This window comes from Synechococcus sp. RS9916, from assembly GCF_000153825.1.
Classification (GTDB): Bacteria; Cyanobacteriota; Cyanobacteriia; order PCC-6307; family Cyanobiaceae; genus Synechococcus_C.
Genome location: NZ_DS022299.1, coordinates 1,660,411 through 1,673,318 on the forward strand (window position 1 = coordinate 1,660,411; position 12,908 = coordinate 1,673,318).

Below are 12,908 nucleotides of genomic sequence, written 5' to 3' on the forward strand. Positions count from 1 at the left end.
TGCCGCCTCGCCATGAACACACGGCTGCGCCTTGCGATTGGAGGCGCAACCGTAAGGTGAAGAATTACGAGTTCCAGCCCATGGGCGGCGACGCGACGACAGCAAGCGCTCAGGCCGCACGGCCCACGGTTGCTTTCGCGCATCTGGGCTGCGAAAAAAACAGAGTGGACACCGAGCACATGCTCGGGCTGCTCTCAGAAGCTGGATATGGCGTCAGCAGTGATGAGAACGACGCCAATGTGGTGGTCGTCAACACCTGCAGTTTCATCCAGGACGCCCGGGAAGAATCCGTGCGCACTCTGGTCGGTCTGGCGGAACAGGGCAAGGAGCTGATTATTGCGGGTTGTCTGGCCCAACATTTCCAGGACGAACTGCTGGAGTCGTTGCCGGAAGCCAAGGCGATCGTCGGCACAGGTGACTACCAGCACATCGTGGATGTGCTCAAGCGGGTCGAAGCTGGAGAGCGCGTCAAACAGGTGAGCGAAAACCCCACCTTTGTGGGCGACGAAAACCTGCCGCGATACCGCACCACTGGCGAAGCCGTGGCCTATCTGAAGGTGGCCGAGGGCTGTGACTACCGCTGTGCCTTCTGCATCATTCCCCACCTTCGCGGCGACCAGCGCTCACGGCCGATTGAATCGATCGTGGCCGAAGCCCATCAGCTGGCGGCACAGGGTGTGCAAGAGCTGATTCTGATCAGCCAGATCACGACCAACTATGGACTGGATCTCTATGGAAAGCCTCGGCTGGCAGATCTCCTGAGGGCCCTTGGCGAGGTGGAGATTCCCTGGATCCGCGTGCACTACGCCTACCCCACGGGACTCACCCCCGACGTGCTGGCTGCATACCGAGAGGTCCCCAACGTGTTGCCCTACCTCGACTTACCTCTTCAACACAGCCATCCTGATGTGCTGCGGGCCATGAACCGCCCCTGGCAGGCCGACGTGAACGAACGCCTGCTGGATCAGATCCGTGAGCAACTGCCGGATGCCGTGCTGCGCACCACCTTGATTGTGGGTTTCCCAGGCGAAACCGAAGAGCAGTTCGAGCATCTGGCCTCGTTCATCGAGCGTCAGCGCTTCGACCATGTGGGCGTCTTCACCTTCTCCCCTGAAGACGGCACACCGGCAGCCACCCTTCCAGACCACGTACCTGAAGAGGTGGCCATCGCCCGCAAGGACAAATTGATGGGTCTGCAGCAACCGATTTCGGCTGCGGGCAACGCCAGCTGGGTGGGGCGCACAGTGGATGTACTGATCGAACAGCACAACCCCACCACCGGCGAAATGATTGGCCGCTGCGCACGCTTCGCTCCAGAGGTGGATGGAGAGGTGCTGGTGCAACCGGGAGACAACGGCATCCAGGCCGGACCCGGAACCATGGTGCCGGTGTTGATCACAGGGGCCGACGTCTACGACCTCACCGGACGGATCGTGGGCGCCGCCGACATGGTGGCGGCAGCACGCGGAGCCTCGTGAGGGGCCACCTCGACTGGCATCAACAGCAACGCAACCTCTTCCTTTTTGCTTCCGGCCTGAGCACAGCAGGGTCGTTCGCCGGCCTCACCGCCAAGGGCTGGATTCTGATGAGCGGAACGCAGAACGCCATGCTCCTGGCACTGCACTTTGCTGCCCTGTCCCTGCCCACCCTGCTGGTGAGCGGACCCGCAGGGGTCAGGACCGATCGCATCGGGTGTGAACGAGTGCTGGTGCAGGCGCAATGGGCCCTGCTGGGGGCAGGCCTGCTCGGTGCCCTGGCCATTCCTTTGCTCTCGGGCCAAGCCCAGGTGGTCATGCTGTTGAGCAGCACCCTGCTCACGGGCATTGCCGGGGCCTACGAACTCACTGCCCGCAACAAATACTGCGCTCTGCTGGTGGACTCACCCCAGCAGCTGGCCCCCTACCTCACCAGCTTTTCAGTGGTCTTCAACGTGGGCAAGCTGGTGGGTCCCCCCATCGGTGGCTGGCTCGTTGCCCTCACAGGACCAGCCATGGCGCTGGGCCTTGATGCCCTCAGCTACCTACTACCCATCGCGAGCGTGATCTGGCTGCTGAAACCCAATAGAAGCCTTGAGCAGCGCAGCGACAATGCCGAGAGCACCACGTTGAAGGCCGCCTGGAACGAGTGCGGTCCGGTGCTGCGCCACGTTTTGCAGTTCACAGCGTTGATCTGTGTTGTGGGCTTCTTCCATCCAGGCCTGGCACCTCTGATTGCAGCCGACACCCTGGGACCAGACCCCCGAGATCTGGGATTGTTCACGAGCGTGCTGGCGGCAGGGAGCATTACCGGCGGCATCGTGCTCCAACGCAACAGCCACAGGTTCAGTCACCGTCCTGCCCGCACTCTGGGATGTTTCGCACTGATCACAGCCGTGGCCCAGCTAGGGATGTCCCGAGGCGGTTCGATGGCCGTGGTGCTGGGAATGGCTTTTTTAATCGGAGCCGGAACGGCAGGTCTGCTGAGCAGCGCCAACTTGGTCACCCAGGTGGGATCTCCACAGGTCATCCGTGGCCGAATGGCCGGTCTCAGCCAGATTGCCTTCCTCGGTGGCGGGGGACTCAGTGGCCTGCTTGCAGCACTGCTCGCCACAAACCTCGGCTTGAACCAAACCTTCGCCATTACTGGAGGCGTCGGGCTTGCACTTGCGAGTTGGGAGATTTGGAAACGCGGCGGAAGCACACTCGAAGAGCAGTGCTAATAGCTGACCGGGTCTGGGACGTGGACCAAGAAAGGGGCGTGAACCCCTCAGATCAACTTGATCCCACGCAGCACGCCACTGATCACAGCAGCGGTGACCAGACCGGCACCGACGAGACCCAGATAAATGACAACGCCCACGGCAGTGATGGCAAGACAGACCCATTAGATCAGACCCGGGGCCGGTCTTTGCCAGATACGCCTTAAGGTTGATGCATTCAAAGTCCTGAATTCGGACGGGTCTGCGCCCATCGCCGGCGACCTGCTTCTGCTCAATTCCAGCCCCGTCGCGATCTCACCATGCGCACCCTCTTTCTCTACCCCCAGTTCCCCAAGACGTTCTGGAGCTACGAGAAAATCCTCGAACTGGTGAACCGCAAGGTGCTGCTGCCACCCCTGGGGTTGGCCACCGTTGCGGCCCTACTCCCCCAGGAATGGGAGATGAAGCTGGTGGACCGCAACGTGCGGGAAGTCACCGAAGCCGAATGGCAGTGGGCCGAACTGGTGGTGATCTCCGGAATGATCGTCCAGAAGGACGACATGCAGGTGCAGATCCGAGAGGCCAAGCGCCGTGGCCTGCTGGTGGCCGTCGGAGGCCCCTACGCAAGCTCCACTCCAGACGCTCCGGAAATCGCGGACGCTGACTTCAAAGTGTTGGACGAGGGCGAAATCACCCTCCCTCAGTTTGTCGAAGCCATCCAACGCGGTGAACGCAGTGGCCGCTTCAGCGCCGAAGGCGACAAGCCCGACGTCACCGCCACGCCGGTGCCCCGTTTCGACCTGCTTGAGCTGGATGCCTACGACTCGATGAGCGTGCAGTTCTCAAGGGGCTGCCCGTTCAACTGCGAGTTTTGCGACATCATCGTTCTCTACGGACGCAAGCCCCGCACCAAAACCCCCGAACAGCTGGTGGCCGAGTTGCAGCGGCTCTACGAGTTGGGGTGGAGGCGCTCCATCTTCTTGGTGGATGACAACTTCATCGGCAACAAGCGCAACGCCAAACTGCTGCTTCCCCAGATCAAGACCTGGCAGGAAGAACGGGGCTACCCCTTCAGCTTCGCCACCGAGGCGTCTGTCGACCTTGCTGACGACGAGGAGATGATGCGCATGATGCATGAAGCACGCTTCGAGAGCGTGTTCCTCGGCATCGAAACCCCTGACGAATCCAGCCTGGAAACGGCTCGCAAAGTCCAGAACACGCGCAATCCCCTGGATGCGGCAGTCGATCGCATCACCGCCAATGGCATCCGGGTGATGGCCGGCTTCATCATCGGCTTCGACGGCGAAAAGGATGGTGCCGGAAAGCGCATCGTCGATTTTGTAACCCGCACCGGCATTCCCGCCGCCATGATGGGCATGCTCCAGGCCTTGCCGAATACGGCCCTCTGGCACCGTCTCGAGAAAGAGGGGCGCCTGATTCAAGACAAGGATGCAGCCAAGGGGGTCAACCAGACCAACCTGCTCAATTTCAAACCCACTCGTCCGATCCGCGACATCGCCAACGAGTACGTGGAGGCTTTCTGCGCTCTCTACGAGCCGAATGCCTACATGGATCGCGTGTACTCCTACTACCTCAAGATGGGCGCCCCTCGGTGGAAAGGGAAGGCCAAACTGCCCACCTTCACCGACCTCCGCGCCCTCTCGATCGTGGTCTGGCGCCAAGGCATCAAACGCGGCACCCGCACCCGCTTCTGGCGCTACATGCTGAGCATGGCCCGCAAAAACCCGGCCATGCTTGAGCAATTCCTGGTGGTGCTCGCTCACAACGAACACTTCATGGAATACCGCGCCATTGTGCAGCGGGAAATCCGCGAACAGCTGGAATCCCTGCCTCCTGAAGAACCCCGGAACACCCGCGAACTTCAGCCGGTCTGAGCAATCGGAACCAAGCCGGTTCCGGTTGCTGGTTAATCCTGCACGTAATCAATCCCTGTGAGCAGCGCCAGTTCAGCGCGCTGCAGTTCACGACCCAGATACAAGGCGTGATCAAGGCAGCTCAGTGGATGGGGACCATCTCCTTCCGTGAGCTGGATGCCCATCTCTTTCGCTGTACGTGCGCGGTACACCGCTGCTGCCGTCCGCGGCCCAGACCCGCGGCAGCTAAGCACCTCACCCGTTTCGGGATCGGTGGCCAGGCCCCGCTCGTCGACGTCGTTGCGGTAGTGCTCCACCACCAGCTCCGCCGTTTCACGATCGAGCTTGATCAGGAAATACCCAGCGGGATCAAGGGCAATAAACCGCTGCGACAGCTGATCATCCAAGGCCTTGCGAGCCTCAGGTCTGGCAACGGTCTGGGAGAGATCAACCATCACTTCACCCTACAAATTCCAGGGCTGGCGGCTCTGACTTGAACGGCAACTCCGCGTTGATGGCTTCGATTTCCTCGGCCATCAGCCCATTGGCCTGCGGTAACCACTGACGGATCAGCCCATCCATTCCGGAGTGGTACCAACGGTGGAGGCTGGCATGGGGCCGAGCCACAAACCCGCGACGACGCTTGTGGCTACCGCCTGCACCTGGATCAAAGCTGTGCAGACCGTTCTGCAACGCCCACTCAATCGGGGCGTAGTAACAGACCTCGAAATGGAGACAGTCGATCTCCTCTTCACTGCCCCAGTAACGGCCCCAGAGCTGCTGCCGATCGTGCACACAGAGAGACATCGCCACCGGATCACGGGGATCACCGCGGTGAGCGCTGAACAGCACCACCTGATCCCGAAGCGCAGGACTGGCCAGCTGATCAAAAAAAGCGGCTTCAAGGTATTTGCTGCCCCACATCCCCCAACGGGCGCAATGCTGTTCGTAAAAGCCGTGCATGCGCTGCAGCAGCTCCGCATCCAACGCCTCACCGGTTAACGCCGTCACGGTGATCCCCGCCTGCTGCACCGCGCGCCGTTCGCGTTTGATGTTGCGCCGCTGGTTGGCATTGAAGCCAGCCAAATAATCCGCGAAGGTCTGCTGCCCGTCTGCCGTCCACAAACTCTGTTGGTTAACCCAGGTGGCGCAGCCGGCGGCTTCCGCCAGGGGCTGCCACTGCGGATCCACGTAGAGGAAATTGCAACTGAGAATGCCGTTGCGGCCAGCAAACTCATCAATCACCTGCAGCATCAACGCTGTGAGCTCTAAAGCGTTTTCCTCCGCGGCAATGTGAAAGCGATATCCCTGCACCGGACTAACCGGGCTCATGCCTACCAGCTTCGGGTAGTAACGCTCTCCGAGGTCTGCAGCGAGACGGGCAAAGACCTGATCAAAGACAAACTCGCCATAGCTGTGGCCCTTCAGATACAGAGGTGCCACAGCCACCAGCTGCTCTCCACGCCAGAGAGAAAGATGCAGAGGTTGCCAGCCCTGATCCGGCGCGATGCTGCCGGATTCCTCCAAGGCCACCAACCAATCCCAGCGGTAGAAGGGAATGACGTGCTCCCCCACCAGGGCCTGCCACTGGGCTTCGGGGATGTCCCGCAGTGAACGATGCCAGCGGGCAGACAGCGCGGTCATAGCCAGCGGTGAGGGGTCTGTTGGGCGACGTTAACCATCACGCGCCCCAGCGGGCGCAGAGTGGTGGTTTGCGGTGATCACCGCTGTGAACAGTTCCGCCACTCCCGCCCGCGTCGCCCTGGTGATCACCATGCTCACCCTGGGGCTAGGAACCAGCCCCCAGGCAGCCCGAGCAGGCTTGCTGCAACCGGTGCTGCAGATGCTTCGACCTCGGCTGGAGGCTGAGCTCACCGACACGTGCACCAGCCTGGTCGGCGAAGCCACCGGAGGATTGGAGGGGATCGAGACCTTGGCGAAGGGACCTTGCCGATCCGCAGCCAAACCGATGAGCGAATGCCTGATCCGCGAAGCGGGCCGCAGTGGCCGGGAACTGGAATTGCTCAGCGAATTGATTCGCGGCACGGTGGGCGACAACTCCACGCTCGTGATCCGGCGTTGTGTGAGCTCCCTGATGGGCTTACCCGCGGATGGCCAGGGGAGTCTCGAGGGATTGCTTCGTCAGCTTCAGGGGGAGCGCCGACGCTGATAGCGAACCACCAGTTCATCCTCTTGCAGCCGCTCCGCACCCTGCAGGATCCAGGCATCGGAGCTCGCCAGAGATGGGGGTAAGCCAGCAGCATCAAACGGCACCCAGCTGTGCTCTCCGCCCACCACCCGCGGCGTGAGTGTGAGCTGCAGGTCATCCACGGCATCATCCTGGAGGCATGACGCCACCAGGGAGGCACCGCCCAGCAGCACCAGGCGTTGCATCCCTTGAGCCGTGAGCTGGGTGAGGGTCTCCTGCCATGTGGCTCCCATCGCCAAGCGTTGCGAGAACCCGGCGGGCGCTGCCGAAGGAGCCGCGGCCTCTTCCCCATGCAGCAACCAACGCTCCAAAGGCTGCTGAAAAAAAGGCCACTCCTCGGGGAAGGTGGGGGTGGCCGATCGACTGACCACGCACGCAGTCGGCTGAGGAGAACGTTGCGCTTTGGCCCTCTCCTCCAGCAACCCGGAATCACGAATCAGACAGGTGCAGTGATGGGCCCGCAGCGTGCCGGCACCCATCAAGCAACCGTCGGCCCAGGCCAAAGCCTGTTCCAAGACTTGGCGGTCACCCGCTCCACCCAACTGCGCTGGGCCTCCACCAGGAAAGGCCAAGCGGCCGTCAAGGCTAACGGCCAGCACCAGACGAACAGTCGGCCTGAGGGGCAACGGAATCAGGAGGCCATCACCGCCTCAAGAGCAGCGGGCTGCATCTCGAGCTGGGGCACTTCGGCGTAGACCTCAGCGGCATTGTTTGGGCTCTCCTGGAGGCGCACCTTGTGCAGCTGGGCTCCAATCGCGCGAATTGGGGCGGACAACTGATCGGCGATGTGGAGGGCAATGTTCTCAGCCGTGGGAACACAATCCACGAAATGGGGAACGTCCTTGTTGAGGAAGGTGTGGTCGAAGGGCTCCACCACGAGGTCATCGACCAAACGCTGTAAAGCGGCCAGGTCGCAGACCATGCCGGTGCGGGCATCAATCGCGCCCCGCACGGTCACATCCACCAAATAGTTGTGGCCGTGGCCATGGGGACGGGCACATTTGCCATAGATCGCCTCGTTCTCCTCCTGGGAGAGTTCTGGACGGGCCAGCCGGTGGGCGGCAGCGAAGTGGGTGCGAATGGTCAGGTAAGCGTCCATGCCTTGTCCGAGGTAATCAGCCCAGAGGGTTTGAGATTCATGCAGCCGCAGGGCGACCAAGGGGAGGTGAGGGGAAAGCCGCTGCCAGATCACCCGCACGAGGGCTTCGGTGGTGGGCAGACACCCCTGAGGTTGAGAGAGGTCAAATTCCGGCCACGCCTCATTGAGGAAGCGGAAATCCAGCTGGCCAGTCACCTCCGAGCGGATGGCGTGTTTGACATCCGAGAGATTGAGAACCATGCCGTCCGCATCGAGGGCACCAGCCATCGACACGATCAGCTCATAGTTATGTCCATGGCCGGGGGCGATGGCGCAGGGGCCGAAACGGGCAGCGTTGTCATCGGCACTGAGTTCGGGCAGCCAATAGCGATGGCTGGAGCTGAAACACGCTCGTCGGGTGATGACACAGCCGCGGCCACGCCCATGGGGAGCTTCTGTCATGGCGCGATCAGTCAAGGGGGCATCCTAGTGAGTCCAGCGGCGCGACCGAGCAGGCATGACCGACCAACCCCAGAACGGGCCCCACCCCCTTCGCTCCCGCCTGGGGGGCCGCAACCTTTATCTGGTGGGAATGATGGGCAGCGGCAAGAGCAGCAGTGGCCGTCCCCTGGCCCAGCAGCTCGGCTACGGCTTCGTGGATGCCGACCCCGTGATCGAACAAGTGGCCGGTCGGCCCATCCCGCAGATCTTCAGCGAAGACGGCGAAGACGGCTTCCGCGCCATCGAAGCCCAGGTTCTGCAGGCCATTGGCCAACGCCATTCCCTGGTGGTGGCCACCGGCGGAGGGGTCGTCACCAAACCAGAAAACTGGGGCGTGCTGCATCAGGGCATCGTGATCTGGCTCAACCCAGGACGGGACCGGCTTCTGGCTCGACTGCAGAACGACAGCACCCAACGGCCGCTCTTGCAGACCGAGAGTCCTGCCGAAGCACTGGATGCGCTGCTGGAGGCGCGCACGCCCCTCTATTCAGAAGCAGATCTCCAACTCAGCGTGGGCGATCAGTCCCCTGAGCAGGTGGCAACCATGGTGTTGGATGCCCTGCCCTCAATCCTCACCCCTGCGTCGGGGGGTCCAGGCGCACCGCAAACCACTGCAGGTTGAGGCCTGGCTGCAACTCCAAATCACAGGCCGTTTCCAAAAGACGCTGCGCAGCGGCGGCGGATGAGCCAAGCCCACTGAGGTCTTCCGGTAATGCATCCAGGCACCGCAGGTGCCGTTCGAGCCATGCCAGGGTGTCGTCGGCACTGAGCAGCTGCTCCGGCTGACCGGGCTCCAGCACCACGTAGTGATCACAGGCACGGATCAGGGGATCAGACATGGGGCGACGACTGCTGACGATGATCATCGGCCTGCTGGGGCTGCAGGTGTTGCTGTTTGCTCCCCTGCCTGCCGCCTGGGCCGCTGATGGCTGGCTGACCGAGCGCCTGGAGGCCTGGCCCAACTGGCAGCTCCCCGCCCCACTGCCGCGGCCCCGGGCACAGCAGGATTTGGTGTATCCGACCTGGTTCGAGGGGACCTGGCGGGTGGAGAGCACCGACCTCGAGGACGACAGCACGCTTGACCATCTCGCCCGCTTCGGGACCACCAGCACCAGCAGGGGCGCCGTGGTTGGCGATCGCAAGTTCAATGCCCGCGCCATTGGCAGCGCGGTGCTGGGGGACCAGCTGCTGGCGGTGGAGCAAGCACCGGGTCAGGTGAACCGCCAATTGGCACGGCTCTCAAACGACCGGCAACTGGAAACCACCGTGATCGGCAGACGCGAGAGCCCTCTCGATCAGCCCACATTTGTCAGCGATGAGCTGGTGCTGCAAATCCTCCATGGCCCTGGAGCGCCCCGCATCAGCCGCATCGAGACCCTCAGCCGCTATGAACGCTGCGATGACGGCATCTGCGCCGAGCAGTGGCAGGCGCGCTACAGCCCCCCCGGCGAGGACATCACGGCCGCGCCACTGCACCTGAGTCACTACCGACTGACACTCAAACGGCAGCCGGATCCGACTGCATCAACTGCGTTTCCAGCTGATCGCGCCAGTGGAACAAAGGCTGCAAGCGGGGGTGATCACTGAGACCTGCCACTCCCTGACCGGCGAGCAGCTCTCCGGAAGACGCCGGGAAACGCAGCAACGACACCTGAGCCGCCACGGCGATATCCGCAAGGCTAAGGGTGTCACCCACCAACCAGGGCTTCAGCGCCACGGAATCCGCGATTGCGATCAGGCTGGCGAGCATCTCAGCGCGCCCCCCCTGGTCGACCACCTCGCCAAGCCCCTGTAACCACCCACCCGGCAGAGCCGCGACGGTCTGACGCACGGGCGACGGCAACCCATCGGGCAGTAAGGCCTCCCGCAGAGCGTTATCACCCACCGCTGCCTGGGCCAGGGCCATTCGGGCAGCAGCGGCCAAGGTGGTGTCCGCCCAATCTTCGATCAGTTGCGCTTGGGCCCGGTGCCAGGGATCGGAGGGAAGGAGGGCCGGATCAGGTTCCAGGGTCTCGAGATGGCGGGCGATGGCACTGGAGTCGGCCACCACCGTGTCGCCATCGACCAACACGGGCACCTGGCGCTGGCCCGACAACCGGAACACATCGATCTGCCCCACACCGGGAACGACTTCCACCACCCGATAACTCAGGGATTTGGCCTGAAGAATCATCCGCACCTTCAAGCAAAAGGCGGAGTGACGGAACTGATGGAGCTCCAACATGGCCAGACCTGCCTTGCGACCGGCAGAGTAGCCATCAGATTCCAACGTTCGCCAGCTGCATGCGCGAGTTTTTCGTCAACGTGACGCGCTATCCGCGCTATTTGATCGCCTTCACCCTTGGGGTGATGAATTCCGTTGCTGAGCCCCTGGCGCGGCGACGCAGCAACCCCGTCACCGCGGTGGCCCTCATCGGCGCGCTGATCAGCGGAATGATCAGCATGGGCCTGGTGTTGCGTGCCATGGTGACTTCATCACCTCTGGCTTGAGTCGCCATGGCACCGGGACGGCGTGTGGAGCGGGTCGCGGCCCTGATCAGGCGCGAAACCAGTGAACTCTTGATCAATGGCATCCGTGATGAGCGGGTGCATCAAGGGATGGTGAGCATCACAGAGGTGGAGGTGAGTGGAGATCTCCAGCACTGCAAGATCTTCGTCAGCATCTACAGCGAAGAGGAGCAGCGGCAGCAGGTCCTGGAGGGTCTTCAAGCCGCGAGTGGCTACCTGCGGGGGGAGCTGGGACGACGACTGCAGATGCGTCGCGCCCCTGAAGTGGTGTTCCAATTGGATCGCGGCATTGAGAAGGGCACGTCGGTGCTCAACCTGCTGAACCGCCTCGAGGACGAGCGGGAGGAACGGGGCGAGATTCCCCCTGGCAGCGATGTCGAGGACGCTTGACGCGCAGGCTCTGCGCCGGCGGGTGGCCAGCCTGCTGGTGGTGCGAGCCAGTGGCCATGCCGGGGACCGGCAACGGCGTTATCCCCGATGGGAGCTGGCCAATGCCGAACTGAAGCGACTGCTCGAAAGCGGCGTGGGTGGGGTCATCCTGTTGGGTGGCAGCAGCGTGGAACTACGGCAACGCTGCCTACAGCTCCAGAACTGGGCTAAAGGCCCGCTGCTGCTCTGCGCTGACGTGGAGGAAGGGGTCGGTCAGCGTTTCGAAGGCGCCACCTGGCTGGTGCCGCCCATGGCACTTGCGCGCTTGCATGCCAACGACCCCGAACGGGCCGAAGCCCTGGCAGAGCAATTCGGCCGCTGCACCGGACGCCAAGCACGCCACTGCGGCCTGAACTGGGTCTTGGCACCGATCGTGGATGTCAACAACAACCCTGCCAATCCCGTGATCAACGTGCGGGCCTGGGGAGATGACCCGGACACGGTGACGCGCCTCACCCTGGCCTTCCAGAAGGGCGTGGAGCAGGAGAACGTGCTGGCCTGCGCCAAACACTTTCCTGGCCACGGCGACACCGCTGAAGATTCCCATCTCCAGCTGCCGGTGATCCCCCACACGCGGGAACGACTGGAGCAACTGGAACTGGCTCCTTTTCGTGCCTCAATTGCAGCCGGCATCGACAGCGTGATGACGGCCCACCTGCAGATTCCATCCCTTGACCCCGACCGTCCCGCGACGCTGTCGAAGGCAGTGCTCAACGATCTCCTTCGCGATCAACTGGGATTTCAAGGCCTGGTGGTGACCGATGCCCTTGTGATGGAGGCGATCCGGGCCCATCACAGTGCAGGCGATGCCGCCCTGCTGGCCTTTGAAGCAGGGGCGGATCTGATCCTGATGCCGGAAGACGCGGACGCCGCCATCACAGCGATTTGCGATGGGCTTCGCAGCGGGAGGATTCCCCGGGAGCGGCTGGACGCCAGCGTGGAGCGTCGGCAGAGGGCCCTGGCCAAGGTCGCAGAGGCCAGCGAATGCGAGACAGGGGCACTGGAACTGGAACGGCAAGACGAACGGGCCCTGAGCGAGGCCCTACTCCAGCTCACCTGCGAGCGTCAGGGCCCCCAGCTGCACCCCCTGGGCGCTGCGCAAGGCATCAATCTGATTCGCATCGATGGCGTGTTGGCCTGCCCCCAGCTCCCGGCAACGGCACCAGGCCTGAAACAACCGGAGCAGGCGGGCTTCCGCGCACTGATCACCCACCCGGGCGCGCTGTCGATCTGGGAGACCAACCACCCCGACGCGCCACTGGCCTTGGACCGCCTGGGGGCAGGGCCGGTGTTGCTGCAGCTGTTCCTACGCGGCAATCCGTTCCGCGCCGGACGAGAACAGCAGGAACCCTGGGAAGCAGCTTTGGGTCAATTGCAGGCAGCCGAGCGGCTGGCCGGGCTAGTGGTTTACGGCAGCCCTTACGCCTGGGAGAGTCTGCGCGCCAGGCTCGCCCCGTCGATTCCAGCGGCCTACTCCCCAGGCCAGATGCCCGAGGCCCAGGCCCTGGTGCTCAGTGGCCTGATCAGCAACCAGGGCGCTGAAGCAGCGGAACCGGACGGCCCTGGGGAAGGCTTCACCGACTGACCCGCCCAGCCAGCACACGCCGAGCAAGGGCCGTAACCTCGGCGCCA

16 protein-coding genes are annotated in these 12,908 nt (G+C 63.0%); 9 read left to right on the forward strand and 7 right to left on the reverse strand.

Annotated elements, in window-relative coordinates; translation table 11 throughout:
* Positions 1 to 80 precede the first annotated feature (80 nt).
* Positions 81 to 1,478 (forward strand): 30S ribosomal protein S12 methylthiotransferase RimO, encoded by a 1,398-nt coding sequence (gene rimO, locus RS9916_RS08950; RefSeq protein WP_038023570.1) that lies wholly within the window; start codon positions 81 to 83, stop codon positions 1,476 to 1,478.
* On the forward strand, positions 1,475 to 2,698 hold the full coding sequence (locus RS9916_RS08955) for an MFS transporter (RefSeq protein WP_007099041.1): 1,224 nt from the start codon (positions 1,475 to 1,477) through the stop codon (positions 2,696 to 2,698). Before rimO ends, RS9916_RS08955 begins: the two co-directional genes overlap by 4 nt.
* A 47-nt stretch (positions 2,699 to 2,745) precedes the next feature.
* On the opposite strand, the gene RS9916_RS08960 is transcribed toward RS9916_RS08955, so the two are convergent.
* Positions 2,746 to 2,838: a hypothetical protein gene (locus tag RS9916_RS08960; RefSeq protein ID WP_038023572.1), complete on the reverse strand. Its 93-nt coding sequence runs from the start codon at positions 2,836 to 2,838 to the stop codon at positions 2,746 to 2,748.
* 159 nt (positions 2,839 to 2,997) lie between these two features.
* Between RS9916_RS08960 and RS9916_RS08965 the strand changes: the two genes are divergently transcribed.
* Positions 2,998 to 4,572, forward strand: a complete 1,575-nt coding sequence (locus RS9916_RS08965) for a B12-binding domain-containing radical SAM protein (protein WP_007099042.1) — start codon at positions 2,998 to 3,000, stop codon at positions 4,570 to 4,572.
* Between the two features lie 32 nt (positions 4,573 to 4,604).
* Here the strand turns inward: RS9916_RS08965 and RS9916_RS08970 are convergent, their stop codons facing one another.
* A complete protein-coding gene (locus RS9916_RS08970) occupies positions 4,605 to 5,006 on the reverse strand; it encodes a DUF4346 domain-containing protein (RefSeq protein ID WP_007099043.1) in 402 nt (133 codons plus the stop codon).
* Positions 5,007 to 5,010: 4 nt separating this feature from the next.
* Positions 5,011 to 6,195, reverse strand: coding sequence for a GNAT family N-acetyltransferase (locus tag RS9916_RS08975; RefSeq protein WP_007099044.1), 1,185 nt, complete (start codon positions 6,193 to 6,195; stop codon positions 5,011 to 5,013).
* 85 nt (positions 6,196 to 6,280) lie between these two features.
* On the opposite strand from RS9916_RS08975, the gene RS9916_RS08980 reads away from it, so the two are divergent.
* Positions 6,281 to 6,721 (forward strand): hypothetical protein, encoded by a 441-nt coding sequence (locus tag RS9916_RS08980; protein WP_232199565.1) that lies wholly within the window; start codon positions 6,281 to 6,283, stop codon positions 6,719 to 6,721.
* Here the strand turns inward: RS9916_RS08980 and RS9916_RS08985 are convergent.
* Both RS9916_RS08985 and RS9916_RS08990 read right to left on the reverse strand, forming a co-directional pair.
* Complete coding sequence (locus tag RS9916_RS08985) at positions 6,700 to 7,386, reverse strand: dihydrofolate reductase family protein (protein WP_050752261.1); 687 nt, start codon at positions 7,384 to 7,386, stop codon at positions 6,700 to 6,702. The genes RS9916_RS08980 and RS9916_RS08985 overlap by 22 nt on opposite strands.
* Positions 7,387 to 7,391: 5 nt before the next feature.
* On the reverse strand, positions 7,392 to 8,300 hold the full coding sequence (locus tag RS9916_RS08990) for a 6-carboxytetrahydropterin synthase (RefSeq protein ID WP_038023577.1): 909 nt from the start codon (positions 8,298 to 8,300) through the stop codon (positions 7,392 to 7,394).
* Between the two features lie 55 nt (positions 8,301 to 8,355).
* On the opposite strand from RS9916_RS08990, the gene RS9916_RS08995 reads away from it, so the two are divergent.
* A complete protein-coding gene (locus tag RS9916_RS08995; RefSeq protein ID WP_007099048.1) occupies positions 8,356 to 8,961 on the forward strand; it encodes a shikimate kinase in 606 nt (201 codons plus the stop codon).
* Here the strand turns inward: RS9916_RS08995 and RS9916_RS09000 are convergent.
* Positions 8,912 to 9,178, reverse strand: a complete 267-nt coding sequence (locus RS9916_RS09000; RefSeq protein ID WP_007099049.1) for a chlororespiratory reduction protein 7 — start codon at positions 9,176 to 9,178, stop codon at positions 8,912 to 8,914. The genes RS9916_RS08995 and RS9916_RS09000 overlap by 50 nt on opposite strands.
* Between RS9916_RS09000 and RS9916_RS09005 the strand changes: the two genes are divergently transcribed.
* Positions 9,177 to 9,926: a DUF6816 family protein gene (locus RS9916_RS09005; RefSeq protein ID WP_038023580.1), complete on the forward strand. Its 750-nt coding sequence runs from the start codon at positions 9,177 to 9,179 to the stop codon at positions 9,924 to 9,926. The two genes, RS9916_RS09000 and RS9916_RS09005, sit on opposite strands and share 2 nt — an antisense overlap.
* Here RS9916_RS09005 and RS9916_RS09010 read toward each other — a convergent pair.
* Entirely contained in the window at positions 9,838 to 10,563 is a 726-nt protein-coding gene (locus tag RS9916_RS09010) for a glutathione S-transferase family protein (protein WP_038024418.1), read from the reverse strand. The two genes, RS9916_RS09005 and RS9916_RS09010, sit on opposite strands and share 89 nt — an antisense overlap.
* Positions 10,564 to 10,622: 59 nt before the next feature.
* Here RS9916_RS09010 and RS9916_RS09015 point away from each other — a divergent pair, with 59 nt between their 5' ends.
* From RS9916_RS09015 to RS9916_RS09025, 3 genes are read left to right on the forward strand one after another with little or no spacing between them, the layout of a single operon-like run.
* Positions 10,623 to 10,829: a DUF751 family protein gene (locus tag RS9916_RS09015; RefSeq protein WP_007099052.1), complete on the forward strand. Its 207-nt coding sequence runs from the start codon at positions 10,623 to 10,625 to the stop codon at positions 10,827 to 10,829.
* Positions 10,830 to 10,835: 6 nt separating this feature from the next.
* A complete protein-coding gene (gene rbfA / locus RS9916_RS09020) occupies positions 10,836 to 11,237 on the forward strand; it encodes a 30S ribosome-binding factor RbfA (protein WP_007099053.1) in 402 nt (133 codons plus the stop codon).
* Positions 11,221 to 12,861 (forward strand): glycoside hydrolase family 3 N-terminal domain-containing protein, encoded by a 1,641-nt coding sequence (locus RS9916_RS09025; RefSeq protein ID WP_007099054.1) that lies wholly within the window; start codon positions 11,221 to 11,223, stop codon positions 12,859 to 12,861. Before rbfA ends, RS9916_RS09025 begins: the two co-directional genes overlap by 17 nt.
* Positions 12,862 to 12,908: the final 47 nt, after the last annotated feature.